Source organism: Cupriavidus sp. MPR-AND1C, assembly GCF_058809705.1.
In genome coordinates this window covers 1-23,446 of sequence record NZ_JBXASU010000075.1, presented here as the reverse complement: position 1 = coordinate 23,446, position 23,446 = coordinate 1, and the positions used below count along the sequence as shown (strand labels likewise).

20 protein-coding genes are annotated in these 23,446 nt (G+C 67.2%); 15 read left to right on the top strand and 5 right to left on the bottom strand.

The features are described from left to right. Positions 1–122: 122 nt before the first annotated feature. On the bottom strand, positions 123–542 hold the full coding sequence (locus AC1RWI_RS29150; protein WP_492870058.1) for a hypothetical protein: 420 nt from the start codon (positions 540–542) through the stop codon (positions 123–125). 654 nt (positions 543–1,196) lie between these two features. Here AC1RWI_RS29150 and AC1RWI_RS29145 point away from each other — a divergent pair. Together AC1RWI_RS29145 and AC1RWI_RS29140 are read left to right on the top strand one after the other, a co-directional pair. Then, on the top strand, positions 1,197–2,363 hold the full coding sequence (locus AC1RWI_RS29145; RefSeq protein ID WP_043356669.1) for a response regulator: 1,167 nt from the start codon (positions 1,197–1,199) through the stop codon (positions 2,361–2,363). Then, positions 2,360–6,208: a hybrid sensor histidine kinase/response regulator gene (locus AC1RWI_RS29140; RefSeq protein WP_492870057.1), complete on the top strand. Its 3,849-nt coding sequence runs from the start codon at positions 2,360–2,362 to the stop codon at positions 6,206–6,208. The genes AC1RWI_RS29145 and AC1RWI_RS29140 overlap by 4 nt, the downstream gene beginning before the upstream one ends. A 141-nt stretch (positions 6,209–6,349) precedes the next feature. On the opposite strand, the gene AC1RWI_RS29135 is transcribed toward AC1RWI_RS29140, so the two are convergent. The 3 genes from AC1RWI_RS29135 to AC1RWI_RS29125 form a co-directional block, all read right to left on the bottom strand. After that, complete coding sequence (locus AC1RWI_RS29135) at positions 6,350–7,330, bottom strand: lysozyme inhibitor LprI family protein (RefSeq protein WP_492870056.1); 981 nt, start codon at positions 7,328–7,330, stop codon at positions 6,350–6,352. Then, positions 7,315–8,127, bottom strand: coding sequence for an N-acetylmuramoyl-L-alanine amidase family protein (locus AC1RWI_RS29130; protein WP_492870055.1), 813 nt, complete (start codon positions 8,125–8,127; stop codon positions 7,315–7,317). The genes AC1RWI_RS29135 and AC1RWI_RS29130 overlap by 16 nt, the downstream gene beginning before the upstream one ends. Before the next feature lie 276 nt (positions 8,128–8,403). Further along, the gene (locus tag AC1RWI_RS29125) at positions 8,404–9,159 is read right to left on the bottom strand and encodes a YoaK family protein (RefSeq protein ID WP_492870054.1); all 756 of its coding nucleotides are present in this window, start codon (positions 9,157–9,159) and stop codon (positions 8,404–8,406) included. Between the two features lie 147 nt (positions 9,160–9,306). On the opposite strand from AC1RWI_RS29125, the gene AC1RWI_RS29120 reads away from it, so the two are divergent. From AC1RWI_RS29120 to AC1RWI_RS29070, 11 genes are all read left to right on the top strand, one after another. After that, positions 9,307–10,236, top strand: coding sequence for a dioxygenase family protein (locus AC1RWI_RS29120; protein ID WP_082055326.1), 930 nt, complete (start codon positions 9,307–9,309; stop codon positions 10,234–10,236). A 24-nt stretch (positions 10,237–10,260) separates the two neighbouring features. After that, entirely contained in the window at positions 10,261–11,028 is a 768-nt protein-coding gene (locus AC1RWI_RS29115; protein ID WP_492870053.1) for an SDR family NAD(P)-dependent oxidoreductase, read from the top strand. Between the two features lie 58 nt (positions 11,029–11,086). Further along, positions 11,087–11,971: a beta-keto acid cleavage family enzyme gene (locus AC1RWI_RS29110; RefSeq protein WP_492870052.1), complete on the top strand. Its 885-nt coding sequence runs from the start codon at positions 11,087–11,089 to the stop codon at positions 11,969–11,971. 61 nt (positions 11,972–12,032) lie between these two features. Beyond that, positions 12,033–13,010, top strand: coding sequence for a quinone oxidoreductase family protein (locus AC1RWI_RS29105; RefSeq protein WP_492870066.1), 978 nt, complete (start codon positions 12,033–12,035; stop codon positions 13,008–13,010). Next, positions 13,007–13,345: a cupin domain-containing protein gene (locus AC1RWI_RS29100; RefSeq protein WP_492870051.1), complete on the top strand. Its 339-nt coding sequence runs from the start codon at positions 13,007–13,009 to the stop codon at positions 13,343–13,345. The genes AC1RWI_RS29105 and AC1RWI_RS29100 overlap by 4 nt, the downstream gene beginning before the upstream one ends. A gap of 172 nt (positions 13,346–13,517) precedes the next feature. Further along, positions 13,518–14,600 (top strand): porin, encoded by a 1,083-nt coding sequence (locus tag AC1RWI_RS29095; protein ID WP_043356657.1) that lies wholly within the window; start codon positions 13,518–13,520, stop codon positions 14,598–14,600. A 79-nt stretch (positions 14,601–14,679) separates the two neighbouring features. After that, positions 14,680–15,648, top strand: coding sequence for a tripartite tricarboxylate transporter substrate binding protein (locus tag AC1RWI_RS29090; RefSeq protein WP_043356656.1), 969 nt, complete (start codon positions 14,680–14,682; stop codon positions 15,646–15,648). A 97-nt stretch (positions 15,649–15,745) separates the two neighbouring features. Next, positions 15,746–16,774, top strand: a complete 1,029-nt coding sequence (locus tag AC1RWI_RS29085; RefSeq protein WP_144410036.1) for a LacI family DNA-binding transcriptional regulator — start codon at positions 15,746–15,748, stop codon at positions 16,772–16,774. A 466-nt stretch (positions 16,775–17,240) separates the two neighbouring features. Further along, positions 17,241–17,912: a response regulator transcription factor gene (locus tag AC1RWI_RS29080; protein ID WP_043356651.1), complete on the top strand. Its 672-nt coding sequence runs from the start codon at positions 17,241–17,243 to the stop codon at positions 17,910–17,912. 50 nt (positions 17,913–17,962) lie between these two features. After that, positions 17,963–19,108, top strand: coding sequence for a sensor histidine kinase (locus tag AC1RWI_RS29075; protein ID WP_492870050.1), 1,146 nt, complete (start codon positions 17,963–17,965; stop codon positions 19,106–19,108). Positions 19,109–19,157: 49 nt separating this feature from the next. Next, the gene (locus AC1RWI_RS29070; protein ID WP_492870049.1) at positions 19,158–19,931 is read left to right on the top strand and encodes a helix-turn-helix transcriptional regulator; all 774 of its coding nucleotides are present in this window, start codon (positions 19,158–19,160) and stop codon (positions 19,929–19,931) included. 64 nt (positions 19,932–19,995) lie between these two features. Here AC1RWI_RS29070 and AC1RWI_RS29065 read toward each other — a convergent pair whose 3' ends face one another. After that, positions 19,996–20,928 (bottom strand): LysR family transcriptional regulator, encoded by a 933-nt coding sequence (locus AC1RWI_RS29065; protein WP_043356648.1) that lies wholly within the window; start codon positions 20,926–20,928, stop codon positions 19,996–19,998. Between the two features lie 183 nt (positions 20,929–21,111). Here AC1RWI_RS29065 and AC1RWI_RS29060 point away from each other — a divergent pair, with 183 nt between their 5' ends. Together AC1RWI_RS29060 and AC1RWI_RS29055 are read left to right on the top strand one after the other, a co-directional pair. Then, positions 21,112–22,128, top strand: coding sequence for a tripartite tricarboxylate transporter substrate binding protein (locus tag AC1RWI_RS29060; RefSeq protein WP_492870048.1), 1,017 nt, complete (start codon positions 21,112–21,114; stop codon positions 22,126–22,128). 10 nt (positions 22,129–22,138) lie between these two features. Beyond that, positions 22,139–23,218, top strand: coding sequence for a maleylacetate reductase (locus tag AC1RWI_RS29055; protein ID WP_492870047.1), 1,080 nt, complete (start codon positions 22,139–22,141; stop codon positions 23,216–23,218). The last annotated feature ends 228 nt before the right edge of the window (positions 23,219–23,446 follow it).

The window sequence follows — 23,446 nt, the reverse complement described above, 5'->3', positions numbered from 1 at the left end:
GGACACGGGGAGTGCTGTTTCCCTGCAAAATCGGCCATGCTGGTAAGCCTCACGCGCAAAGCACGCTCTGGACCGGAAAAAGGGGGCCGGCCATGACATCGTTCCCCGGAACCGCCAACGTTTCAGCGGCTCTCCACGCCGACCGGGGCGGCGCACAGGTCGACTCCGGCGCACAGCAACCTGAGCGACCACAGTTCAGCCTGGGTGAATGTGCCGTCGATCGTCACCCATGGGTAGCGGACACCGGAGATCGTATTCTCGAAGGCGATCAATGTCGCATCGCTGTCGACGGCGCACACGAATCGCCGGATGCCGTACTTGGGGTGCCGTACCTCATAGCGCGTGCGATGCTGGAACCGGAACTCGTTCTTGCCTTCCCGGGTCGTGATCGATATCGCGTACTCCGGCCGCCCGGGTTCCAGGTCATTGAGCACGCAGCTTAACCAGTTGTCATACTCCAGTGAGGTTTCGCCGTTGCCCACCGCCGTCATCCACTGGTCGATGCGCAAGGTGTGGCGAACAGTTAGCTGATGAGATTCCATGCCTCATGATGGCTTGGCGATGGCTGCCGCGAAAGAGTGGAATTACTCAGTTCGCACGCCCTGCATGCGCATCCGTTGCCAGGGCAGGAATAGGGGACGGGGAGAGTATTTTTACTCTTTCCGATCCAGCGGGAACCCATGACAATGCGGCCGTTGCTTCGATTCGGCGAAAGACGGGCCTCGATGCCTGCATGGACTCGCTGTGGGTCGGGCAACAAGCCGGTGTGGCGTGCGGCGATGCCGGCAATGCGGACACGTCTTCTGACGTAGTCGGCGTGCATTGAATCGATTGCGGGGGTGTCAGTGTCAATGCCATGCGACCGATGTCCGTTTGTCTTGGGAAAGCCCACTTCGGTGGGCCTTTTTTTTTGCTGCGCCCGCTCGGAGCGGGGTTAACGGCAGTGGGCGCCGATACTTGATCCCCTCCGCAAGGGGGGCTGAATTTGCGACGCGAGATGTCCGTTATGGCAAGACAGGGGCAGGGATGCACCTTGGTTTTTTGCGTCCCGTGCAATCTGTGGCCTGGCCCGGGCGAAAAGCGAACCGGTGCGAGTAATCCGCTATGTCAACGCAATATGACGGCATGTCTTTCGAAGCGCGCCGCAAACGCCGTCATCTTGCCTGCCCGGCAAGTATCCCGACCTGAATCTCCCCATGCGCTCTGATAATTCCGATGCCCAGCCCACGATTCTTGTGGTGGATGATCTTCCAGAAAACATCGCGATGATGGCCGCGTTGCTCCAGGACCGCTATCGGGTGAAGGTGGCGACCTCGGGCAGCGCGGCGGTGCGCATCGCCACGGCGGCCCCGCCGAGCCTGATCTTGCTTGACGTGATGATGCCGGACATGGACGGCTACGAAGCGTGCCGGCAGCTCAAGGCGAACCCGGCCACCATGGACGTCCCCGTGATCTTCCTGACGTCCCGTACCGGTGAGCACGACGAGACGCGCGGGTTCCAGGTAGGCGCGGTGGACTACATCATGAAGCCGCTCAGCCCGTTGGTGATGCACGCGCGCATCGCCACCCATCTCACCCTCAAGAGCGCCAGGGATTTTCTCCAGGACAAGTCGGCCTACCTGGAACAGGAGGTGCAGCGGCGGCTGCGGGAGATCTCCGTGATCCAGGACGTCACCATCATGGCCATGGCATCCCTGGCGGAGACGCGCGACAACGAAACCGGCAATCACCTGCGGCGCACCCAGCACTACGTGCGCCGCCTGGCGCAGGCGCTGCGGCACCATCCTCGCTTTTGCGACGAGCTCAACGACGAGACCATCGAGTTGCTGTTCAAGTCGGCCCCGCTGCATGACATTGGCAAGGTCGGCATCCCGGATCGCATCCTGCTCAAGCCCGGCAAGCTGACCGCCGAAGAATTCGAGGTCATGAAGACCCACACCACGCTGGGGCGTGACGCCATTGCGCATGCCGAGGCCCAGTGCGGCACCCCTAACTCCTTCCTGCGCTACGCCCGCGAGATTGCGCACTATCACCAGGAGAAATGGAACGGCAGCGGCTACCCCGACGGGTTGTCGGGCGATGCGATTCCCGTCTCCGCGCGCCTGATGGCGGTCGCCGATGTCTACGATGCGCTCATCAGCCGGCGCGTCTACAAGCCCGCATTTCCGCACGAGCAGGCGGTAAGGATGATCGGCGAAGGGAGAGGCAGCCATTTCGATCCGGACATGGTGGACGCGTTCCTGGCCATCGCGCCCGAGTTCCTGGCCATTTCGCAACGCTACGCAGACACCGACGCGGACCATGCGCGCGAGGTGGCATTGCTCGCCGCCAACGGCTATCCCGCCGCCACGCCGCAAGCATGATGGCCGCATCCGCTTCTGGATTGCTGGCTGCCTGGCGCAGGCGGCTGGCCACGCGCGCCGGTCTGCGGCGCTACGCCTATGCCGTGCTGCTGGTGGTGACAGTCTGCCTGCTGGCCGGCGGCGCCGCCCAGCTGGTGTACGAGAACGACCGGGCCAACCTGGGCACGCGCGTGGAGTCGATGCTGGCGACGAACGCGCGGCTGCTGGGGCTCTGGAGTGGCGAGCAGCAGCGGCGCGCCGAGCGGATTGCGCGCCTGCCGGAGGCGCTCAGGTTCGCGCGCCCGCTGCTCTTGGCCCCGGCCCCGGGCCAGCCGTTGCCGGATGGTGAGGCGGTGGCGAGGTTCGAACGCTGGGTGACCCCGGTCTTCCAGAGCAGCGGCTACCTCGGTTACGTCCTGGCTACGCCGGACCTCAAGATCGTGGCGTCGGAGCTGCCCGGCCGCACCGGCCGCCTGCTTTTGCCAGAGCCTGCCCAGACAGCCCGGCGGGCGCTGGAAGAGGGCAGCGCCGCCTCGCCGCCTTATCCTGCCCCGGAGCGAACCCGGGACCCGTGGGGCACGCTGGTGGACCTGCCGTTCCAGGTGGTGTGCGCCCGGCTGCTGGACGCGGGACGCGCCATTGGCGTGCTATGCCTGCGGCTGGATCCCGGCGCCGTGATGCTGCCGATCATCGCGGCTGGCCAGTTCGGCCGCACTGGCGAACTCTACGCCATCGACGCCCGGGGCCGGCTGGTGTCTCCCAGCCGCTTCGGCGCCGAGCTGGAGGCCAAGGGCCGGCTGGCGCCAGGCACCGCGTCCATGCTCAATGTATGGGCCCGGGTCCCCGGCCAGAGCGGCAAGGATGGCGGCGGCGCCCAGCCGGGCGGCCCGCTGACCCTGGTTGCCGAGCGCCTGCTGCGCGACCATGCCTCCGTGCTTGCCTACGACTATGCCGACTACCGTGGCCAGCGGGCCGCGGGCGCAGGCATCTGGGTCCCCGGCCTGGAGATGGGCTTGATCGTGGAGCAGGACATGGGCGAAGCGTTCGCCCCATACCTGTTCACCCGCGACGTGCTGGCGGCACTGACGGCCATCATCTTGCTGCTGATCGGCACCGCCACGTGGATCGCGCGGCGCGACGGCAGGCGCCTGGCGGAAAGCCAGGAAAGGATGCGCGCGATGCTTGAGCACTCGCCCGCCGTCATGTCGCTCAAGGACAGCGATCACACCATGCTGGCCCTGAACCCGGCCATGCAGGCGCTGCTCGGCGCGAGCGAGGGCGAAGTGCTGGGCAGGTCCGACTGGGATGCCGGCTCCAACCCTGAAGTCGCGCGGGCACGCCGGGAGATGGAGGCGCGCGTGATGTCATCGGGCAAGGCCGAGGAGCACGTCTACGCGCTGCGCACGCCCCATGGCGAGCGCCATCTCCAGATGACGCGCTTTCCGGTGCGCAACCCGGCCACCCATCAGGTGGTGGGGGTCGGTGCGGTGGGTATCGATATCACGGAGCAGGTCGAGGTCAACCGCCGGCTGACCTCGCTGTCCCAGACGCTGGAGCGCCGCGTCGAGGAACGTACGCGCGAGCTTGCCCAGACCAATGCTGAACTGGTCGTGGCCAAGCAGGCCGCGGAGAGCGCCGCGCATGCCAAGGCCAGCTTCCTGGCCAATATGAGCCATGAAATCCGTACCCCGATGAACGCGGTGATCGGCATGGCGCATCTGGCGCTGCGCACGCGGCTTGACGACAAGCAACGCGGCTACCTGGAAAAGATCCAGCATTCCGGCCAGCATCTGCTCGAGATCATCGATGACATCCTGGACCTGTCGAAGATCGAGGCCGGCAAGCTGGAGATCGAACGGATCGATTTTTCGCTGGAGCGGATGCTGCGCACGGTGAGCGACCTGGTGGCCGAACGGGCCGTTGCCAAGCACCTCGAACTGATCGTCGAAGTCGCCCCGGACGTGCCGGACTCGCTGCGCGGCGATCCGCTGCGCCTGCGCCAGATCCTGATCAACTTCGCCAACAACGCGGTGAAGTTCACCCACCAGGGTGAAATCGTAATACGCGTCGAGCGCCACGGCGACGGGCAATGCCAGCCCCGCATCCGCTTGCGCTTCGAGGTGCGCGACACCGGCATCGGCATCGACCCCGCGACCTGCGCGCGCCTGTTCCAGAGTTTCGAGCAGGCCGACGCCTCGACTACCCGGCGCTACGGCGGCAGCGGCCTGGGTCTGGCCATCTGCCGCCGTCTGGTGGAGTTGATGGGCGGCACCCTCGGGGTCGAAAGCACGCCGGGCAAGGGCAGCAACTTCTGGTTCGAGCTGGACCTGCTGGCGGGCAAGAAGCGGCCTGCCAGCGCCTTGGTCGCGCCACAGTTGGCGGGCTGCCGCCTGCTGGTGGCGGACGATCATGACTACGCCCGCCAGGTCATCATTGCCATGCTGCGCAACTTTGGCTTCCGCGTGGACGAGGCGGGTTCCGGCCGGGCTGCCCTGGCAAGGATCGCCCAGGCCGACGAAGCCGCCGATCCCTACCAGGCCGTGTTCATCGACTGGAAGATGCCTGGTCTCGACGGCATCGAGACCGCTCGCCATATCGACGCCATGCGCCTGCGCCACCCGCGCCCGCGCCGCGTCATGATTACCGCCCATGGCCGCGAGGAAGTCTTGCGCGAGGGCGAGCAATCGGGCTTTGACGCGACATTGATCAAGCCGGTGAGCGCATCGCTGCTGCTGGAGGCGACGGTGCGCACGCTGTCCCCGGACAATGACGCGCCACCGGAGGCGACGCAGCCGCATTCGGCGGCGCTCGATGCCACGCCGGAGTTGCCGAGCGCGCGCGTGCTGCTGGTAGAAGACAATGACATCAACCGCGAGGTCGCGGTCCACTTGCTGCAGGCTGCGGGCATCTACCCCGATACGGCCGAGAACGGCGCCGTGGCGCTGCACCTGCTCCAGTCCGGCGCTTACGACCTGGTCCTGATGGACGTGCAGATGCCCGTGATGGATGGGTTCGAAGCTACCCGGCACATCCGCGAGCAAGAGGCGTTCGCAAGCCTGCCGGTGGTGGCAATGACGGCTAACGCGTTGCCGGAAGACCGGGCGCGCTGCCTGGCCGCCGGCATGAACGACCATATCGCCAAGCCGATCAGCCCGCCGGCCTTCTACGCCATGCTGCGCCAGTGGCTGGCCGTCCCGGGCGGCGACGACGCCGCCCCGTCAGCCGGGTCCCGGCCGGCCTGGGTGGACGCGCTGGCAAGCTCACCGCATCTTGACGTGGGCGGCGGCCTGGGCCGCGTCAGCGGCCGCGCGCAAGTCTACCGGCAGTTGCTTGAGCGCTTTGCCAGCGGCTACGCCGACATGCCGGACCGGATCGGCGAGCGGCTTGCCCACGGCGACCGCGACGGCGCGTTGTCGCTCGCGCACTCGCTCAAGGGCCTGGCCGCCAATCTCGGTGCCATGCCGATCTCGAGCGCGGCGGCTACGCTGGAGGCGAGCCTGCAACTTCCTCATGCGCCAGGGCGTCCCGACCCCGTCACGCTGCTGGCAGCCTTGCGCACTACCTTCCTGCCATTGCTGGCGGCCTTGCGCATGCACCTGCCAACCGAACCCGCAGCGCTGGATGGCGGCGCGCCGGATGCGTGCGGCCCCCTTGCGGGTCCCGATGTCACGCAGGAGTCCGTGCTCAAGCTCCTGCGCGAACAGCTGGAAGAGGGCGACAGCGCGGCCAACAACACCTTTGCCCGCTACCGGGACGTCTTTACCCGCCTGCTGTGCGCCGATGGCTGCCAGCGCCTGCAGGCACAGGTCGAGCGCTACGACTACCTGGCGGCACTGGCCACGCTGGATGGCGGCGCCGCGCCCTAGGGACGGCCTCGGTATCGCCGGATAGGGGGATCGCTTCGGGTTGCTGGGTGCTGACCCCGGCCAGAACCGCATCGCTTCATGTTGAAGCCGCCTCCAAGGGGATGGGGGCGCGGCGCATGCCGTGCGACGAGGCCCTTGCCTCTACCGCCCGCTTGCCTTGTAAGGCTCGCCGCGAGCCTGCTGGATGCGCTTCAGCTTCCCTTGCAGTTGCACGATGCGGGTCTCCCACAGGCCGATGGCGCAGTTCATGTCGACCTGCCCGCCTCGCGCGCAATCCGTTGCCAGGCGTTCATCCCGCCAGCGGATCCAGCGCCGTTCGTCGTCCCTCACCTGGATGAATTCGGCGCTGTTCAGGAAGAAACGCAGGTTTTCGTAGATGGCCCCCAGCCGTCCATCCGCGTCGCCAAGCCGGCGGTCATTGCAGATCAGCTTTTCCGGCCCGGTCCTGGCGTTGCCGCAGTTGAAGCTCGGCGGCAGCATCGCCGCTCCCGCTCCCGCTCCCATTGCCGTTCCCGCGTTGTACGGCGCCGCCGCGCGCGGGGGCGGCGTATCGATCTGCGCCACGCGCGTCTTCAAGGCATTCAGGTCGCGCTCCAGGGCGTCCAGCCTGCGCTCGTGTTCGTTGATCACGGTCAGGATCCGCTGCATGCTGTCCTCGACCTGGTCGCGCAATTGCTGCGTATCGGCCGCGCTCAGGCGCTGGGTCTGCAACTGGCGCAGCGCCGCCAGCTGCACGTCGGCGGCATGGAGTTGCTCGCGCAGCTCCGCCTGCTTTGCCGCGCTGTTCTCGGCGCTGGCGGCGAGGCTGGCCTCCAGCTGTTTTTCCAGTGTCTTCAGTTCTTGCTCATTGGCCTTGGCTTCGGTGATGCCGAGCGCGTCGAGCCCAAAGCCGATGGCTTCGTGGACCGCGTATTCCCGCAACTGATGCACCAGCCATTCGCCGGTGCGCAGCAGCGTGCCCACGACCCGCCCCGAGGGCGCGGCCTGTGCCACCGGTGCCATGGCGCACAGGGCGAGCAAGACGATGACTGTCGCCCATGCGGCATGCCGCGTAAATTGCAAGCACTGGCCGGCCCGTCGCGCTCGCGCGCCGTTGTCCGGCGCCATCAGGGAGGTAAGCATGATTGCGCACTCGCTGTTGCCGCACCGTTGTCGCCGGCACAGAACCGGGCGACCGCCGCGCCGATCGACTCGGCCATCATCCGCCTGTACGCCGGATCGCCAAGCCGGGTTTCCTCGGCGCGGTTGACGATCACCCCGGCTTCGAACAGCACCGCCGGCATCCTGGTGGTAGCCAGGACCTTGAGTGCATCGAACCTGTAGATGCCCAGGTCCGGGTCGACCAGTTCCCTGTTCTCGCCTTCGATCTGTTCGGCATGGTGCAGGGTCGGGCGCAGGCAGTGCCTGTGCAGCTCGGACCCCAGCACGCGCGCGAACCGCAGGCTTTCGTCTGGCTGCTGGTTTTGGCCGGAGAAAAAGATCGAGTAGCCGGCGAAGTTGTCGCTGTAGCGCTGGGGCTTGGCCTCAAAGGTCCATGCGGAAAGATAACGCGGCTGGACCGAGTCGTGATGGAGCGACAGGAACAGATCCGCCCCGCGGCGATTCGCCAGCTCGGAGCGGTCTGTCAGCGAGATATCCGCGCCGCGCTCGTTGGTCAGGAATACGTTGGCGAACCCCATGCCCGCCAGCACCGGCACCAGCGTTGCGGCGAGGCGCGTGTTGAACTCGAACTCGGGCACGCCGCGCGCGCTCGTCGCGCCCGGATGGCTGGCTGTATGTCCCGCATCAATGGCAATCACGAAACGGCTCCTGTCGCACTGTTGCGAGGCCGGGCTGGCCGGGAGCGACAAAGCCAACGCCAGGCCGGCGAACGCCAGCCGGGCCAGTCGCACCGGAGTCAGAGACTGCATGGCTTGCATATGCGCTAAAACCTGCGCTAAAACCTGCGCTAAATCGATAGGCCTTTGATTCTATCGGGTTGCCACTGGCCTACGCCATCAACAGCCATGCCGCGCCACGGCCCACCAGCGCCACTGTCCACACCCGGTCCGGGTGGATCCGGCCGGTGCGCTCGGCCAGCTCGCCATGGTGCATCTCCTTGCGCTACCACTGGCTTTGAACTATAGGGCACATCGCGGCGGACGTCGGACCCCGGACGCCTGCTCAGGCACGCATCCCATGCTTGCATCCCGGCGCTACGCCTGTCTCCCGGCCAGGGACGCGGCCGGCCCGGCGCGGTAGCTATATGCCAGCGCCAGCAGGATGAGGATCGGCACGGCAAGGCACCAGTACGACGCCTGCACATAGGCATACGCGCCTGACACGGCGCCGGCCGCGAATGCAGCGATGGCGGGGACCATCTTGCGCAGCCGGTTCTTCGCCGCGGCCACCTTGTCGGCCGAGGCGCTGCGCAACTCCACCAGGTCGATGATGACCTGCGTGCTGTTGCCCGTCATGATGGTGGTCGGCACATGGTCGGTCAGCACGATCCGGGATTGCGCGTTCTGGACCGCCATGGCGGCCACGCCGAGCATGCCGGTCGCAATGGCTGACGGCATGTCGGGCGAGGCCATGGGCGAGGCCAGGCAGCCCGCCAGCATGAAGGCGGCAAGCAACAATCCTTGCGTGACCAGCAGCGGCGGCAGCGGCGGCCTGCCGCGCGCCTGCATGGCATCGACGGCGATCTTCGTGGCCGCCACCGATAGCGCGAACACCGGCAGCGCCAGCAGCTTGGACAGCACGCCGCCGGTCGCGTGCGCGAGCGCCACGCCGAGCATGACAAAGTTGCCGGTGACGTGCGCGGTGAACAGGCCGAACAGGGCGATAAAGCCGACCACATCGACGTAGCCCGCTACCAGGCTGAGCATGGCGCCCTTGAACACCTGGCTGGCGATTGCCTGCGGTTGCGTAGGCGGCGAGGACTGTGGCGAAGACTGTGGCGTGGTCTGCATGGCGGGGTTCATGTTTGTGAAGAGGAGGGCGCTCGCCCGTACTACAGCATACGATGCGCGGGCCGGTCCAATTGCGAATGTTCTTGATTTTTCCAGAACGCGGCCCATAATGCAAACGTTTGCAAAGAACGGAAACCAGAGATGAACATGGAGACGACACTTGCCCCGAGGCTCGGCCGCGGCCTGTCCTTGGTGGACGACGAACACACGCTGAGCCAGCTGGTCAAGCAGGCGATGCGCGATACCACCGACCCGCGCCTGCGGGAGGTGGTCGAGGCGCTGGTCGATCATCTGCACGCGTTCCTGAGGCAGGTGCGGCCCAGCGACGAGGAGTTCGAGGCCGGGCTGCGCTTTGTCGCAGCGCTAGGCCATGCGACCCACGCAACCAACAACGAGGTGGTGCTGGCGGCCGATGTGCTTGGCCTGTCGACGCTGGTGACGCTGATGAACAACGGCATCACCGGTGGCCGCACGCCGGGCGCCCTGCTGGGGCCGTTCTATCGCGGCGGCGCGCCGTCTTACGCGTGCGGGGATTGCGTGGTGCAAGGCGAGACGCCGGGGCTGCCATTGTTTGTGAGGGGACAAGTGCGCAACACCGCCGGCGAGCCCCTGGCCGGCGCGCTGGTGGAGGCGTGGCAGGCTTCGCCGGTTGGCCTCTATGACAACCAGGATCCCTCGCAGCCGGACAAGAACCTGCGCGGCGCCTTCCGGGCCGATGCGCAAGGCCGCTTCCATTTCCGCTCGGTGCGCCCGGCGGGCTATCCCGTGCCGACGGGCGGCCCCGTCGGCCAGCTGCTGGCCGAACAGAACCGCCATCCATACCGCCCGGCGCACATTCACTTCATCGCCGCGGCGCCGGGTTATCGCACGCTTGTCACGCAGGTCTTCGCCGACGATTCCGAGCACCTGGAGTCGGACGTGACCTTTGGCGTGCACCGTGAACTGGTGGGCCATTTCCGGCGCGTGGACGAAGGCACAAGCCCATGGGGCGGCTTCCCGGCGCCGTTCTACACGCTGGATTTCAACTTTGTGCTGGAGCCGGGCGAGCAGACCTTCCCGACGCCGCCGATCGACTGATTACCGACCACGGAAGACATGACGATGACGATTCAACAACAAGTTTCGACGCCGCAACTTGCCGGCAAGGTTGCCGTGATCCTCGGCGGCACCGGTGGCATCGGCATGGCGGCGGGCCGCAAGCTTGCCACCCTGGGCGCCAGCGTGGTGCTGGTCAGCCGTGATGCGCAGACTTGCGCGCAAGCGGTGGCCGAACTGCCGCCGGGCAACCATCTTGCGGCGGTGGCGCAGATCGGCGATACCGCATCGCTCGTGCGCCTGGCCGACGACGTGCAGCGCAAGTACGGCCGCATCGACATGCTGGTCAACAGCGCGGGCTTCACCAAGGCGATCGCGCACGCCGACCTTGACGCGCTGGACGATGCGCTGATCGATGAGATGTTCGCCGTGAACTGGCGCGGCCAGTTCGCCGCGATCCGCGCCATGGCGCCGTACCTGAAGGCAACGGGTGAGGGGCTGGTGGTCAACGTGGGGTCCATCGCGGGGCGCACCGGCATGGGCAGCAACGTGGCGTACTGCGCGGTGAAGGCAGGGCTCGACATGATGGCCGTATCGCTGGGCCGCGCGCTGGCGCCCGAGATCCGCGTGCTCAACGTATCGCCCGGCGTGGTCGACACCGATTTCGTGCCCGGGCGCGACAGCGCATTCAACGAGCGCGCGGCCAGGACCACGCCGCTCAAGCGCATCGGCAAGCCGGATGACGTCGCCGATGCCATCGTGGCCTGTGCCACGTCGCTGCGCTTTTCCACCGGCACCACCATCGTGGTCGACGGCGGGCGCCAGCTTGGCTGATCCCGCCCCCGACACATTGTTCCATTCAGCAAGGCAGCAAGACACCAACACGTTCACCATGCATAGCAGAAAGACCATCATTACCTGCGCCGTCACCGGCAACATCGTTACCCCGGAGCAACATCCCGGCCTGCCGGTGACGCCGGCGCAGATCGCCACGGCGGCGCTGGAGGCCGCCGAGGCGGGCGCGGCCGCAGCCCACATCCATGTGCGCGACCCGGAGACTGGGCGCCCATCAATGGCGCTCGAGTACTACGCCGAGGTGATCGAGCTGATCCGCAAGCGCAACAAGGCGCTCATCATCAACCTGACCACCGGCCCGGGCGGGCGCTTCGTGCCGGGCGAGGACGAACCCCGCAATGCCGCCCCGGGCACCACCCTGGTCCGCCCGGAAGTGCGCGTCGCGCATATCGCCGCGCTGCGTCCCGATGTGTGTTCGCTGGACCTCAACACCATGAATTCCGGTGCGGACGTGGTCATCAACACGCCCCGGAACGTACGCAAGATGGCGGCCGTCATCCGCGAGGCGGGCGTCATGCCGGAGCTTGAAATCTTCGACTCCGGCGACCTCCACATGGCGCGCGACTTCATCCAGGAAGGCGTGCTGGACGGCCCCGGCCTGTGGACCTTCGTGCTCGGCGTGAAATACGGGTTCGCGGCCACGCCCGAGACCTTGTTCTACGCGCGCAACATGCTGCCGCCGGGCGCGCACTGGTCCGCCTTTGGCGTTGGCCGGGCGGAGTTCCCGATGGTGGCGCAGGCGTGGCTGGCGGGCGGGCATGTCCGGGTTGGCCTGGAGGACAACATCTACCTGGACAAGGGCGTGCTTGCCCCGGACAACGCAGCGCTGGTCGCCAAGGCGCGCGACATCATCAAATCGCTGGGCGGCGCGCTGGCGTCGCCACACGAGGCCCGGGCCACGCTCGGCCTGCGGGCGGCATGAACGATCAGGCCAGCACATACACAAGCAAATACACGAACACAAACACGAATATCACATGACCATGAACACTATCCGCGTCTCCCGCAAGGCAGCGAACATCGACGCGCTGCAACTCGAGTTCGCCGGCATTCCCAAGCCCGTGCCCGGCGCCGGCCAATGCGTCATCGAAGTCGCCAGCGCGGGCGTCAACCCGAGCGATGTCAAGGCCACGCTGGGATTGATGCCGCATGCCGTGTGGCCGCGTGTGCCCGGCCGCGACTACGCCGGCGTGGTGGTGGACGGCCCCGCGCACCTGCTGGGCAAGGAAGTCTGGGGCAGCGGCGGTGAGCTTGGCATTCGCCGCGATGGCACGCACAGCCGCTACCTGACGCTCGACATTGCCGCAGTGCGCGAGAAGCCCGCCAATGTCACTTTGCAAGAAGCCGGCGCGGTTGGCGTGCCGTTTGTCACCGCCTATGAGGGCCTGCGCCGTGCCGGCCTGCCGCAGGCGGGCAGCGTGGTGCTGGTGTGCGGCGGCAATGGCAAGGTTGGCCAGGCCACCATCCAGATTGCCACCGCGCTGGGCGCGCGCGTCTTCGCCGTGGAGCGCGAGGCCGGGCCGTTTCGCGGTCACGCCAGCGGCACCGTGCGCATGCTGGACGCCAGCCGCGACAACATCGCCGAAGTGGTGCGCGACGAGACCGGCGGGCACGGCGCGGATATCGTCTACAACACGGTCGGCAGCCCGTACTTCGAGCAAGCCAACCAGGCCATGGCGATCGGCGCCGCGCAGATCTTCATCTCGACCATCGACCGCGCCGTGCCGTTCGACATCTTCGCCTTTTACCGCGGGCAGCACACGTATGTGGGCATCGATACGCTGGCCATGGACAGCATCGCTTGCGCGGCGGTCTTCGATCAGCTCGGCCCCATGTTCGCGGCCGGGCAGCTCAGGCCCTTCCCGGTGCACGCGGACTACACCTTCGCGCTGGCGCGCGCCGCCGAGGCTTACCGCACGGTGCTGCAAGGCGCCCCGGAACGCGTGGTGCTGATGCCATGAACACGACCCGGTTCGCCGCCGCGCCGGCCTATTTCCCGCCCGGTCACGAAGGCATGCGCTGCCTGCGCCTGCAGGGGTTTGAGGCCGGGCCGTCGGCGTCGCTCTGGCTCGGTGTCTCGGTGATCCTGCCGGGCGGCCATACCGGGCTGGATGCCTCGCCCATGGAAAAGCACTATGTGGTGCTGGAGGGGGAAGTCACCATCAGCAACGGGGCGCAGGCCGTGCATCTGTCTCAGTACGACTCGGTCTGCCTGGCGCCGGGTGAAGCCCGCAAGGTGGAGAATCCGGGCAACCGTCCCGCCATGCTGCTGCTGGCCATGCCGTATCCGCCTTGAATTTTTACTTTGATTGCAAACGTTTGCATATTCTTCAAATTGACCAGGCGGACGCGCCGCGAATCCGCAATGGAGGAAGAGAGACATGGGAAATGCCTGGAGGCATAGGTGGCAGGAGACAACGAAGGACAGCGCGGCGAGCCCCGCGCTCCGGCACCGGTGGCCGTCTCTGATGGCTGGCGCCGGGGCGCTTGCCGTGGTGGCGGTGTGCGGGCCCGCCCATGCGCAATCCACGGTGACGGTCTATGGGCGGCTCAATACCAGCATCGAGTACTCGCGAGCCAGCACCGCCACCGACGGCGCCGTGCTGGGCGGCACCGGACGGCTGACCAATAACCGGTCGGTCTTCGGCTTGCGGGGCGAGGAGGGCCTTGGCGGCTCGCTCAAGGCAATCTGGCAGATCGAGAGCAACCTGTCGATCGATAACGGGGCCGGGCAGATTGCGGGACGAAACTCGCGCATAGGATTGAGCGGTGATTACGGTACTTTTTTCATGGGGCACTGGACCACGCCCTACACCGAAGCCACCATGGAATACGACCCCTATTACCCGACCACCGCCGGGTATATGGCGCTGATCAGCAACGGCTCGGCATCGAGCACCAACAACATCCAGGACACGCACTCCTTCGATCGCCGCGAGCAGAACATCGTGCAATACCGCAGCCCCGAATGGAAAGGCTTGCGCGCGGGCGTGGGCTGGGGCGTGCCCGAGGAAAAGCCCACCACGCCGCGCAACCCGGCGCTCTACTCGTTCGCCACCACCTATGACCGCGGGCCGCTCAACCTGGCGCTGGCCTACGAGATTCACCAGCACTACCAGACGGCGGGCCGCAACGACGATGCCATCAAGGTGGGCGTGTCCTACCAGTTCGCCAGCACCAAGGTCTCCGCCCTGTACGAGCGGCTGCACTACCGCACCGCCACGGGCGACCTGACGCGCAACGGCTACTACACCTCGGTGGTGCAAAAGCTCGGGCCCGGCAGCATCAGGCTGGGTTTTGCCCTGGCCGGCAACGGCGCCGGCAACGCCACCGAGACGGTGGGGTTCTTTCGCAGCGGCGCGCAGACCGGCGCCACCCAGTTCACGCTCGGCTATGACTATCCGCTGTCAAAGCGCACCGCGCTCTTTACCTACTACAGCCGCATCAACAACAGGAAAAACGCTATCTACGACTTCGCCATCAACAGCCTCGGCGTTTCGGCAGGCGCCGATCCGCAAACCTTTGCGCTAGGCATGCGCCACAACTTCTAACCCTCGAACCTGACCATCGCGCCGCCCAGCCCGGCCGGGCCACGATCCGGCCGGACCCGAGGCGGTGGAGGAGACAACCGTGATTCGACACATCCTGCTGAGCGCCACCCTCGCGGTGAGCGCCGGGGGCGCGCTCGCCCAGCCGCCCCAGTATCCCGCCAAGCCGATCCGCCTGGTGGTGCCATTCTCATCCGGCAGCGCGACCGACATCCTCGCCCGCATCGTCGGCAACAAGCTGGGCGAATCCGGCCGCTACCAGATGATCGTGGAGAACCGGCCCGGTGCGGGCGGCACGCTCGGCGCGGGGCTGGTCGCCAAGGCCGCGCCGGATGGCTACACCCTGATCCTGGTATCGGTCGGGCATGCCATCAATGCCACGCTCTATCCCAAGCTGTCGTACGACACCGTGAAGGACTTCGCGCCGGTGACGCTGGTGGCGACGGTGCCCAACGTGCTGGTCGTAAACAGCGCCAGCAAGCTGGGCTCGGTCAAGGATGTGGTGGCAGCGGCCAAGGCCAAGCCTGGCACGATGAACTTCGATTCGGCAGGCTCCGGCAGCTCGACCCACCTGAGCGGGGAGTTGTTCAAGATGGAAGCCGGCGTGGATATCGCGCACATTCCCTACAAGGGCACGGGCGAGGCGCTGACCGATGTCATGGCGGGCCGTGTCGACCTGATGTTCGCGCCCACTGTCTCCGCCATGCCGTTCGTGCGCCAGGGCAAGCTCAAGGCGCTGGCGGTCACCACGCCGAAGCGGGCTACCGCCTTGCCGGACATCCCGACGGTGGCGGAGTCGGGCTTGCCGGGCTACGCCTTCGAGTCATGGTTCGGCGTGCTGGCGCCCGCAGGCACGCCCAAGGAGATCGTGGCCGCGCTCAATGGCGAGATCGCCAAGGCGCTGGCCGCGCCGGAGGTGCGCGAGCGGCTGTCGGCGCAAGGCGCCGAAGCGCGCACGTCCACGCCGCAGGAGTTCGAGCGCTACATCAAGGCAGAGATCGCCAAGCTGGCGCCGGTGGTGCGGCAGTCCGGCGTGCAGGCCGGGCAGTAGAGGCGTGCGGGGAGGTGGCAAGGAAGCGGGCCCGGCGCGTGCGTCTTCGCTTAAAATGGCATGTTCTCACTCATCGCACACCAGCCTCCCTGCCCGCATGGACCAGCGCAAGCGCATTACCCTGAAGGACCTGGCGGCGAAGGCGGATGTCCATTACTCCACCGTTTCCCGGGTGATGAATGCCGCCACGCGGCACCTGGTCGCCGATGAGGTGGCCGAGCGCATCCTGCGCATGGCCGACGAGCTCGGTTTCCGCCCCAACCGCATCGCCGCCGGGCTGCGCACCAAACGCTCCGGGCTCATCGGCGTGGTGCTGCCGGATATCTCCAACCCCGTGTTCCCGCCGATCCTGGCCGGGCTCGAGGGCGTGCTGGCCTCGCGCGGCTATGTGCCCATCGTGGTCAATGTGGGCGCCGACAAGACGCGCCAGCGCTTTGTCATCGACCAGATGATGGGCCGCCAGGTCGACGGCCTGATCCTGGCGACCGCTGAGCGCGAGGATGCCGTGCTGGATTACTGCGTCAAGCAGAACATCCCCGTGGTGATGGTCAACCGCGGGGAGGATATCGGCCGGGTGCCCTGTGTGGTCAGCGACAACCTGCTCGGGATGCGGCTCGCCGTCGATCATCTGGTGGCGCTCGGGCATCGCCGCATTGGCCATATCGCCGGGCCGGACTCGCTGTCCACCGGCCACCAGCGCAAGCAGGGTTTTATCGATGCGGTGCGGCGGCACAAGCTGCGCAAAGACGAATGGATGATCGTGGAGGCGGCAAGCTACGGCCGCGAAGCGGGGCGCGAAGCCTGCCGCACGCTGCTGGCGCGGTTTCCCGCGCTGACCGCGATCGCCGCGGGCAACGACCTGGTGGCGCTGGGATGCTATGACTACCTGCGCGAGGCCGGGATTGCATGCCCCGCGCGCGTCTCGGTGATCGGCCACAACGATATGCCCTTTGTCGATGCGCTCACGCCTGCGCTCACCACCATCCGGATTGCCGTCCACGAGATGGGCGTGCAGGCGGCGACGCTGCTGCTGGCGCGCATCGAGAACGCGAAGGCCGAGGCCGCCAGCGTGGTGCTCCGCCCCGAGCTGATCGTACGCGGCTCGACGGCGCCGCCGGCGCAATAGGCGCAATAGGCGGCTCGCGCAGGCGAGCAATCCGCATCTTCCGGGAATCGCAACGGTGGTCAACTACACATCCTTGTAGTGGGCGCGGGCCATCGGCTTCAAAGCCATGCGCGGTAAGGGCTGCAGGCCATTTTCGAATTGTGCGGATCCGGTCCTGCCGCGTTTTCGGGCTTGATCTTTCGGCGCTTTCATCCACAATGCAAACGATTGCAAAATTGATGCGAGATGGCCGCAATCTTGAGGCCGGCGAGGTGTCCCTTGCATGGGCTCACGCCCCGGCTACACCCGGGGATGAACTGTGCACACCCCTGGACAATGGCCGGCCTCATGCGGATAGGGAAGAATCGCGATGCCCGCCAGGCAGGCTGGCGCATCTCGCGTTGCCGTTTTTTTCCGGAGTTTGAGAATAGAGGATTCAAATGATCGTCGCATGCCCTTTCTCCAGGTGCAGGGCATAGGATGCGGCATGGCGATATCCGACGGCTATCCCGGTCCCGGCGGCGCCTGGCTCGTCGATGACGGCGTGGTGCTGGTCGTTGACGATGACGCGGCCTTGCGCGATGGCATTGCCAGCCTGTTCCGCTCGATGGACATCCAGGTCAGGACCTTTGCCTGCGCGGCCGAGTTCCTGTGCTTTCCGATCCCCGATGTGCCGTGCTGCCTGGTGCTGGATGTGCGCCTCAGGGGTGCCAGCGGGCTGGAGTTGCAGGCCATGCTGGCCGCGGTGGGCTGCCCGGTGCCGGTGGTGTTCATCTCCGGCCACGCGGACGTTGCCATGTCGGTCATGGCGATGCGGGCCGGTGCAACGCATTTCCTGACCAAGCCGTTCCGCGACCAGGACCTGCTCGATGCGGTGACGGAAGCCATCGGCAGGGATGTGCAGCGGCGCGCTTGCGAACAGCGCGGGCGCGAGCTGAAGGCCGCGTTCGAGACGCTGACATCGCGCGAGCGTGAAGTCATGGCGCTGGCGGCGGCGGGCCTGATGAACAAGCAGATTGCCGACGACGTGGGCCTGAGCACGGTCACGGTCAAGATCCACCGCGCGCAGGCCATGAAGAAGATGGGCGCGCGCACCTTTGCCGACCTGGTGGTGATGGCGCACGTGCTTGGCCTGACCAACGTGGCGGCGCAGGCGTGATCACGATGCGCAGACCCTATTGCCCACGTCATTCGTTGCGCAAAGGCAGCTTGGGCAACGCCCGTGCGAGGCGGCGCGGCCTGCATGAAAGCGAGGCCTCCCTGGCCGAGGGCCAGCGCATCAGCAAGACCGGCAGTTGGCAATGGTGGCCGGCGCGGCGCGAGATGCGCTGGTCGGCGGAGATGTACCGGCTCTTCGGGCTGGACCCCGCGGCTGGCGCACCGCGCATGCACACCTTGGTGGCGATGATCCATGCCGGCGAGCGTGCCCGCGTGCTCGCCGGCATGGCCCGCGCGCGCAAGGAGGGCACGCCGTTCCAGCAGGCGTTCCGCATTCTGTGCCACAACGGCGAAGAGAAGCACCTGATCTGCGTGGGACAGCCGCGCCGGGGCAGCGAGGACAGCCTGGGCTTTGTCGGCACGGTGGTTGATATCACGGAGCGCCGCCGCGCCGAGGAAGTGCTGCGCGTGGCGCAGGAGGAACTGGCGCATGTGTCGCGCATCGCCGTGCTGGGCGAACTGACGGCATCCATCGCGCACGAAGTCAGCCAGCCGCTGGCCGGCATCATCACATATGGGCAAGCCTGCCTGCGCTGGCTGGACCGGGCGCAACCCAACCTGGAGGAGGCGCGCAGCGCGGTGCAGCGCATGATCAGCGAGGGCCAGCGCGCCAGCGCCGTCATCGGCCGCACGCGCGCGCTGGCGGCCAAGGGCGTACCGCAGCGCGCGCCCGTGGACCTGGGTGCCGCCCTGGCTGAATCCCTGGCGCTGCTGATGCCTGAAATGGGCAACCAGGGCGTGGCGGTGTCCGCCCACGTGATGCCTGGCTTGCCGGCGGTGCTGGGCGATCGCATCCAGCTGCAGCAGGTGCTGATCAACCTCTTGCTCAATGCCATGCAGGCCTGCGCGGCGGCGCCAGCCGGCCAGCGTTCGATCCTGGTGCGGTGCGAACGGCTCGGCGCCGTGCCGCCGCGGGTGCTTTGCACGGTGCAGGACACGGGTCCGGGCATTGCGCCGGCGAACATCCCGAACCTGTTCGACGCATTCTTTACCACCCGGCCAGAGGGCCTGGGCATGGGCTTGTCGATCTGCCGCTCGGTGGTGGAGTCGCACGGCGGGCGCATCTGGGTCGATGAGCAGCCGGGGGCGGGCGCCACATTCCGCTTTACGCTGCCCGTGCGGGAAACACGCTTATGATTGGCGTCTGACAGATGCCATCCCGCAGCAAGAGCGGCGGTTTTCACACATGCGTTCTCCCGATATTTCGCTTGGCGCCGCGATTCCCGCCGATGCGCCCTCCGCCCTGGCCGTGCTGCTTGGCGACATCGACCGTGCCCAGGATATCGAGGGGCTGGCGGGCGCCGTCTGCACCGCCGCCAGGCTGCTCGGGTTCAATCATTTCTATCTGCGCTACAAGGGGCTGCCGGGCTCGGGTGCGGCCCATGCCGGTTCGCTGACCAGCCTGCCCGGCGGCGCGAGCCTGCCGCTGGAAGCCCACGGCGAGGCCCTGGCGGCGCTGGTGGTCAAGGCGCGCGATTCGCTGGGGCCGGTGGTGTGCAGCAACGCCGAACCCCTGGTACGGGCTCCCGATGACGCGGCGCGGGCACGGGCCGAACTGGACCGCCGGCTGACCGCGGCCATTGCCTTTTCCGCCAGCATGCCAAGCCACGAGATGGGCACGCTGGCGCTGCTGTCGCTCGATGGCAGCGCGGGCGACGACGAGGCCGCCATCTGCCGCGCGCGCCTGTTCGGCCCGGCCATCACGCAAGCCGTGCTCGATCGCTTCTGCACGATCGCGCGCGAACGCGCCGAGCCAGCGGTGTCGCTGACGGCGCGGGAGCTGGAGGTGCTGCGCTGGGTGGCGCTGGGCAAGACTTCGTGGGAGGCCGGGCAGATCCTCGGCATCTCCGAGCATGGCATTTCCCACCACATGCGCAACGTGATGCGCAAGCTGGATGTGGGAAACCGCTTGCAGGCCGTGCGCACGGCGATTGCCCTGGGGCTGCTGCCAGGCGAATAGCGCGGCCAGTGCGGCCAGGGTCGCCTGCGCGATCCTGCGCGATCCCGTGTAATCCAGCCCGGCGTTATTCGCCCACTGGCGCCATGGCCACCTGCCAGCGTGGCGGGCTGCCGATGCTGGCGCTCAGGTGCTCGCAAAACGCCCGCACCTTGGCGCTGGCGCGCGGCAGTGCGCGCAGCAGGTAGATGCCGGATTCCGGTTGCGGGGCCAGCCCATCCATCTCCAGTTCGATCAGGCGGCCATCGCCGATATCACCGCCGATCGACCAGTCCGGCATCAGGGCAATGCCCAGCCCTTGCAGCACCGATAGCCGCCGTGCATCGCAGTCGTCGCACTCGAAGGCGAACATGGCCTGCTGCGCGACGTCGCTGTCCAGCAACTCGCGCCAGCCGCGCATGCTGGTGCTGTGGCGGCGGTCGATCAGCCGGTGGCTGCCCAGCTCGCTGGCGTGCCGCGGCTTGCCATGGCGCGCCAGGTAAGCCGCGGAGGCGCAGATCACGTAGCGCTGGCTGGCCACGCGCTGGGCGATCAGGCTGCTGTCCGCCTGCTGGCCCACGCGGATCACCAGGTCGATGCGCTCCACCACGGGGTCGACGATGCGCTCGGTCAGGTCCAGCTCGATGGCCAGGCGCGGGTACTTGTCATAGAGGGCGGCCAGGTGCGGCACCACGTGGCGCCGGCCAAAGGCGGGCAGGCAGCTTACGCGCAGCAGGCCGCTCACGCCCTGCTCCAGCGAGGTGACCTCGCTGCGCGCGTCGGTCATGTCGTGCAGGATCTTGACCGCGCGCTCGAACAGCAGGTTGCCGGCGTCGGTGCGGACCAGCGCGCGGGTGGAACGGGTAAACAGCGCCACCTGCAGCTCGTTCTCCAGGGAGTCGATCTGGCGGGCTACCGATGAGGCCACCATGCCCTTGCGGCGGGCCACGGCGGAGAAGCTGCGCGCCTGCGCCACCTCGACAAAGATCGAAAGATTTTCCGCAAATTTTGCCGATTCCATTTGTGCGTCCTGTGCAAAGGCGTTTCGCAGTCAGACCAGATTGCCCCGGCCGATGCGACAGGTTAGCATCGAATCCATGCCTTTCGCTTGGGCTATCTTCGCAATTTTGGCAAAAGCACGCCATCGTGCACCTGCCTCGGCGCACACGATGGCGTGGCGCGGTCACCGCAACAGGAAGACAAAATGACAACAAGATTTGAGACAAGCCGTTCCGATCACCCCCACGCCGCACGCGGCCAGGCGCTGCTGCGGCGCCTGGCGGCCACCGCCGCGTTGGCGCTCGGCCTTGCCGGCGGCGCCAACGCGCAAGCCTACCCGGCCAAGCCGGTCACGCTGATCATCCCGTTTGCGGCCGGCGGCACGGTCGACAAGGTAGGCCGCATGGTCCAGGAGGACTTCCGCGCCCGCCTCGGCCAGACGGTGGTCATCGAGAACCGCGCCGGCGCGGGCGGGACCATCGGCACCGGTGCCATCGTGCGCAGTGCGCCGGACGGCTACACGGTGGGGATGATCTTCGACTCCTTCGCCACCGAGTCGTCGATGTACCCCAAGCTGCCGTACGCGCCGGAGCGTGACCTGACCGGCGTGTCATACATGGTGCGCTCGCCCATGGTGCTGGTGGTGCCGGCCAGTTCCCGGTTCCAGACGCTGCAGGATTACGTGGCCGCCGCGAAGAAGCCGGCTACCGTTTCCTATGCATCGGTGGGCGCCGGCAGCTCCAACCAGCTGGCGGCCGAGCTGTTCCACGAGACCGCGGGCACCAGCGGCATCCACACCCCTTACAAGGGCGGCGGCCCGGCCATCTCGGATCTGCTTGGCGGCCACGTCGATTCGATGATCGCCAGCCTGCCGCTGGTGCTGCCGCATATCCAGGGCGGCAAGCTGCGCGCGCTGGCGGTGACCTCGCCCAGGCGCGATGCGCACCTGCCCGCGGTGCCGGCGATTGCCGAGACCTACAAAGGCTTCGAAGTCTATTCGTGGGTCGGCATGATCGCACCGGCCAGGACGCCGGAGGCCATCCTGAACCGGCTGGCGGCGGACATGAGCGCCACCCTGCGCGACCCCAAGGTGGCGCAGCGCCTGGCCGACGGGGGCTTCGAGGTGGTGGCGGGCGGCCGGCAGGAGATGAATGCGCTGGTCAAGAGCGAGTCGCAGCGCTGGTCCCGCGTGATCAAGAGCCGCAATATCGTGGCCGACTGAGCATCGCATCATGAAATCCTTCGTCTACCAAAGTCATCCGCAGTGCGTGGTGTTTGGCGCGGGCGCGCTGGCCCGGCTCGGCGCCGAGATCGACGCGCTGGGCGCGCGCCGCGTCCTGGTGCTGTCCACGCCAGGCCAGCGCGGCCAGGCCGAGCATGTGGCGGACCTGCTGGGCGAGCGTGCCGCGGGGGTCTTCGACGGTGCCGTGATGCACGTGCCGATCGAATCCGCGCGCGCTGCCCGCGAGCAGGCCGCGCGCCTGGGCGCGGATGGCGCGGTGGCGATCGGCGGCGGCTCCACCATCGGGCTGGGCAAGGCCATCGCGCTGGAGTCGGGCCTGCCGATCGTGGCGGTGCCAACCACCTACTCGGGTTCCGAGATGACGCCGATCTTCGGCCTGACCGAAGGCGGCATCAAGCGCACCGGCCGCGACGCGCGCGTGCTGCCGCGCACCGTGGTGTACGACCCCGAGCTCACACTCGGCCTGCCGCTGCGGCTGAGCGTGACCAGCGGCATCAACGCCATCGCGCACGCCGCCGAAGGGCTCTACGCGAGCGACGCCAATCCCGTCACCAGCCTCATGGCGCGCGAAGGCATCGCCGCGCTGGGCCGTGCGCTTCCCGCCATCCGCCAGGCGCACGCCAGCGGCAGCGCGCCGGACATGCTGGCCGCGCGCAGCGATGCGCTGTATGGCGCGTGGCTGTGCGGCAGCGTGCTGGCCAGCGTTGGCATGTCGCTGCATCACAAGCTATGCCATACGCTGGGTGGCAGCTTCAACCTGCCGCACGCCGAGGTGCACACCATCGTGCTGCCGCATGCGCTGGCCTATAACGCAAGCGCCGCGCCGCAGGCGATCGCCACGGTGGCATCGGCGCTTGGCGCGGCGAGCGCGCCACAAGCGCTGTTCGACCTGGCCCGCGACAATGGCGCACCGGTTGCGCTGCGCGATATCGGCATGCGGGACTGCGATCTGGATCGTGCTTGCGAGCTTGCCTTGCTGAACCAGTACCCGAATCCGCGCCCGTTGGAGAGAGCGGCGGTGCGGCAGTTGCTGCAGGATGCGTTTGACGGGGCGCGGCCTGCGGCATGACGGGCGGCGCCGAGTTGCACGTACTTGTGCAACTCGGGAATGTCGGCCGCTTGCACAGCCACGGGCAGCTTGCCGATGCGTTGGTGGCCGATGCCGCGTTCGGCGCAGAGGGTTGTTGGTTGTAACTGGGTTGCAACTGCAACTTCAACTGCAACTTCAACTGCAGTTTCACCACCCCTGCGGGGCGGCGACCTACTTTTTTGTCTTGCCAAAAAAGTAGGCAAAAAA

Coding starts and splice junctions, on each gene's coding strand:
- AC1RWI_RS29060 (WP_492870048.1), top strand. CDS start 21,112: ATGACAACAAGATTTGAGACAAGCCGTTCCGATCACCCCCACGCCGCA.
- AC1RWI_RS29085 (WP_144410036.1), top strand. CDS start 15,746: ATGGACCAGCGCAAGCGCATTACCCTGAAGGACCTGGCGGCGAAGGCG.
- AC1RWI_RS29150 (WP_492870058.1), bottom strand. CDS start 542: ATGGAATCTCATCAGCTAACTGTTCGCCACACCTTGCGCATCGACCAG.
- AC1RWI_RS29095 (WP_043356657.1), top strand. CDS start 13,518: ATGGCTGGCGCCGGGGCGCTTGCCGTGGTGGCGGTGTGCGGGCCCGCC.
- AC1RWI_RS29070 (WP_492870049.1), top strand. CDS start 19,158: ATGCGTTCTCCCGATATTTCGCTTGGCGCCGCGATTCCCGCCGATGCG.
- AC1RWI_RS29055 (WP_492870047.1), top strand. CDS start 22,139: ATGAAATCCTTCGTCTACCAAAGTCATCCGCAGTGCGTGGTGTTTGGC.
- AC1RWI_RS29110 (WP_492870052.1), top strand. CDS start 11,087: ATGCATAGCAGAAAGACCATCATTACCTGCGCCGTCACCGGCAACATC.
- AC1RWI_RS29130 (WP_492870055.1), bottom strand. CDS start 8,127: ATGCAAGCCATGCAGTCTCTGACTCCGGTGCGACTGGCCCGGCTGGCG.
- AC1RWI_RS29135 (WP_492870056.1), bottom strand. CDS start 7,330: ATGCTTACCTCCCTGATGGCGCCGGACAACGGCGCGCGAGCGCGACGG.
- AC1RWI_RS29065 (WP_043356648.1), bottom strand. CDS start 20,928: ATGGAATCGGCAAAATTTGCGGAAAATCTTTCGATCTTTGTCGAGGTG.
- AC1RWI_RS29140 (WP_492870057.1), top strand. CDS start 2,360: ATGATGGCCGCATCCGCTTCTGGATTGCTGGCTGCCTGGCGCAGGCGG.
- AC1RWI_RS29145 (WP_043356669.1), top strand. CDS start 1,197: ATGCGCTCTGATAATTCCGATGCCCAGCCCACGATTCTTGTGGTGGAT.
- AC1RWI_RS29100 (WP_492870051.1), top strand. CDS start 13,007: ATGAACACGACCCGGTTCGCCGCCGCGCCGGCCTATTTCCCGCCCGGT.
- AC1RWI_RS29120 (WP_082055326.1), top strand. CDS start 9,307: ATGGAGACGACACTTGCCCCGAGGCTCGGCCGCGGCCTGTCCTTGGTG.
- AC1RWI_RS29105 (WP_492870066.1), top strand. CDS start 12,033: ATGAACACTATCCGCGTCTCCCGCAAGGCAGCGAACATCGACGCGCTG.
- AC1RWI_RS29080 (WP_043356651.1), top strand. CDS start 17,241: ATGGCGATATCCGACGGCTATCCCGGTCCCGGCGGCGCCTGGCTCGTC.
- AC1RWI_RS29115 (WP_492870053.1), top strand. CDS start 10,261: ATGACGATTCAACAACAAGTTTCGACGCCGCAACTTGCCGGCAAGGTT.
- AC1RWI_RS29125 (WP_492870054.1), bottom strand. CDS start 9,159: ATGCAGACCACGCCACAGTCTTCGCCACAGTCCTCGCCGCCTACGCAA.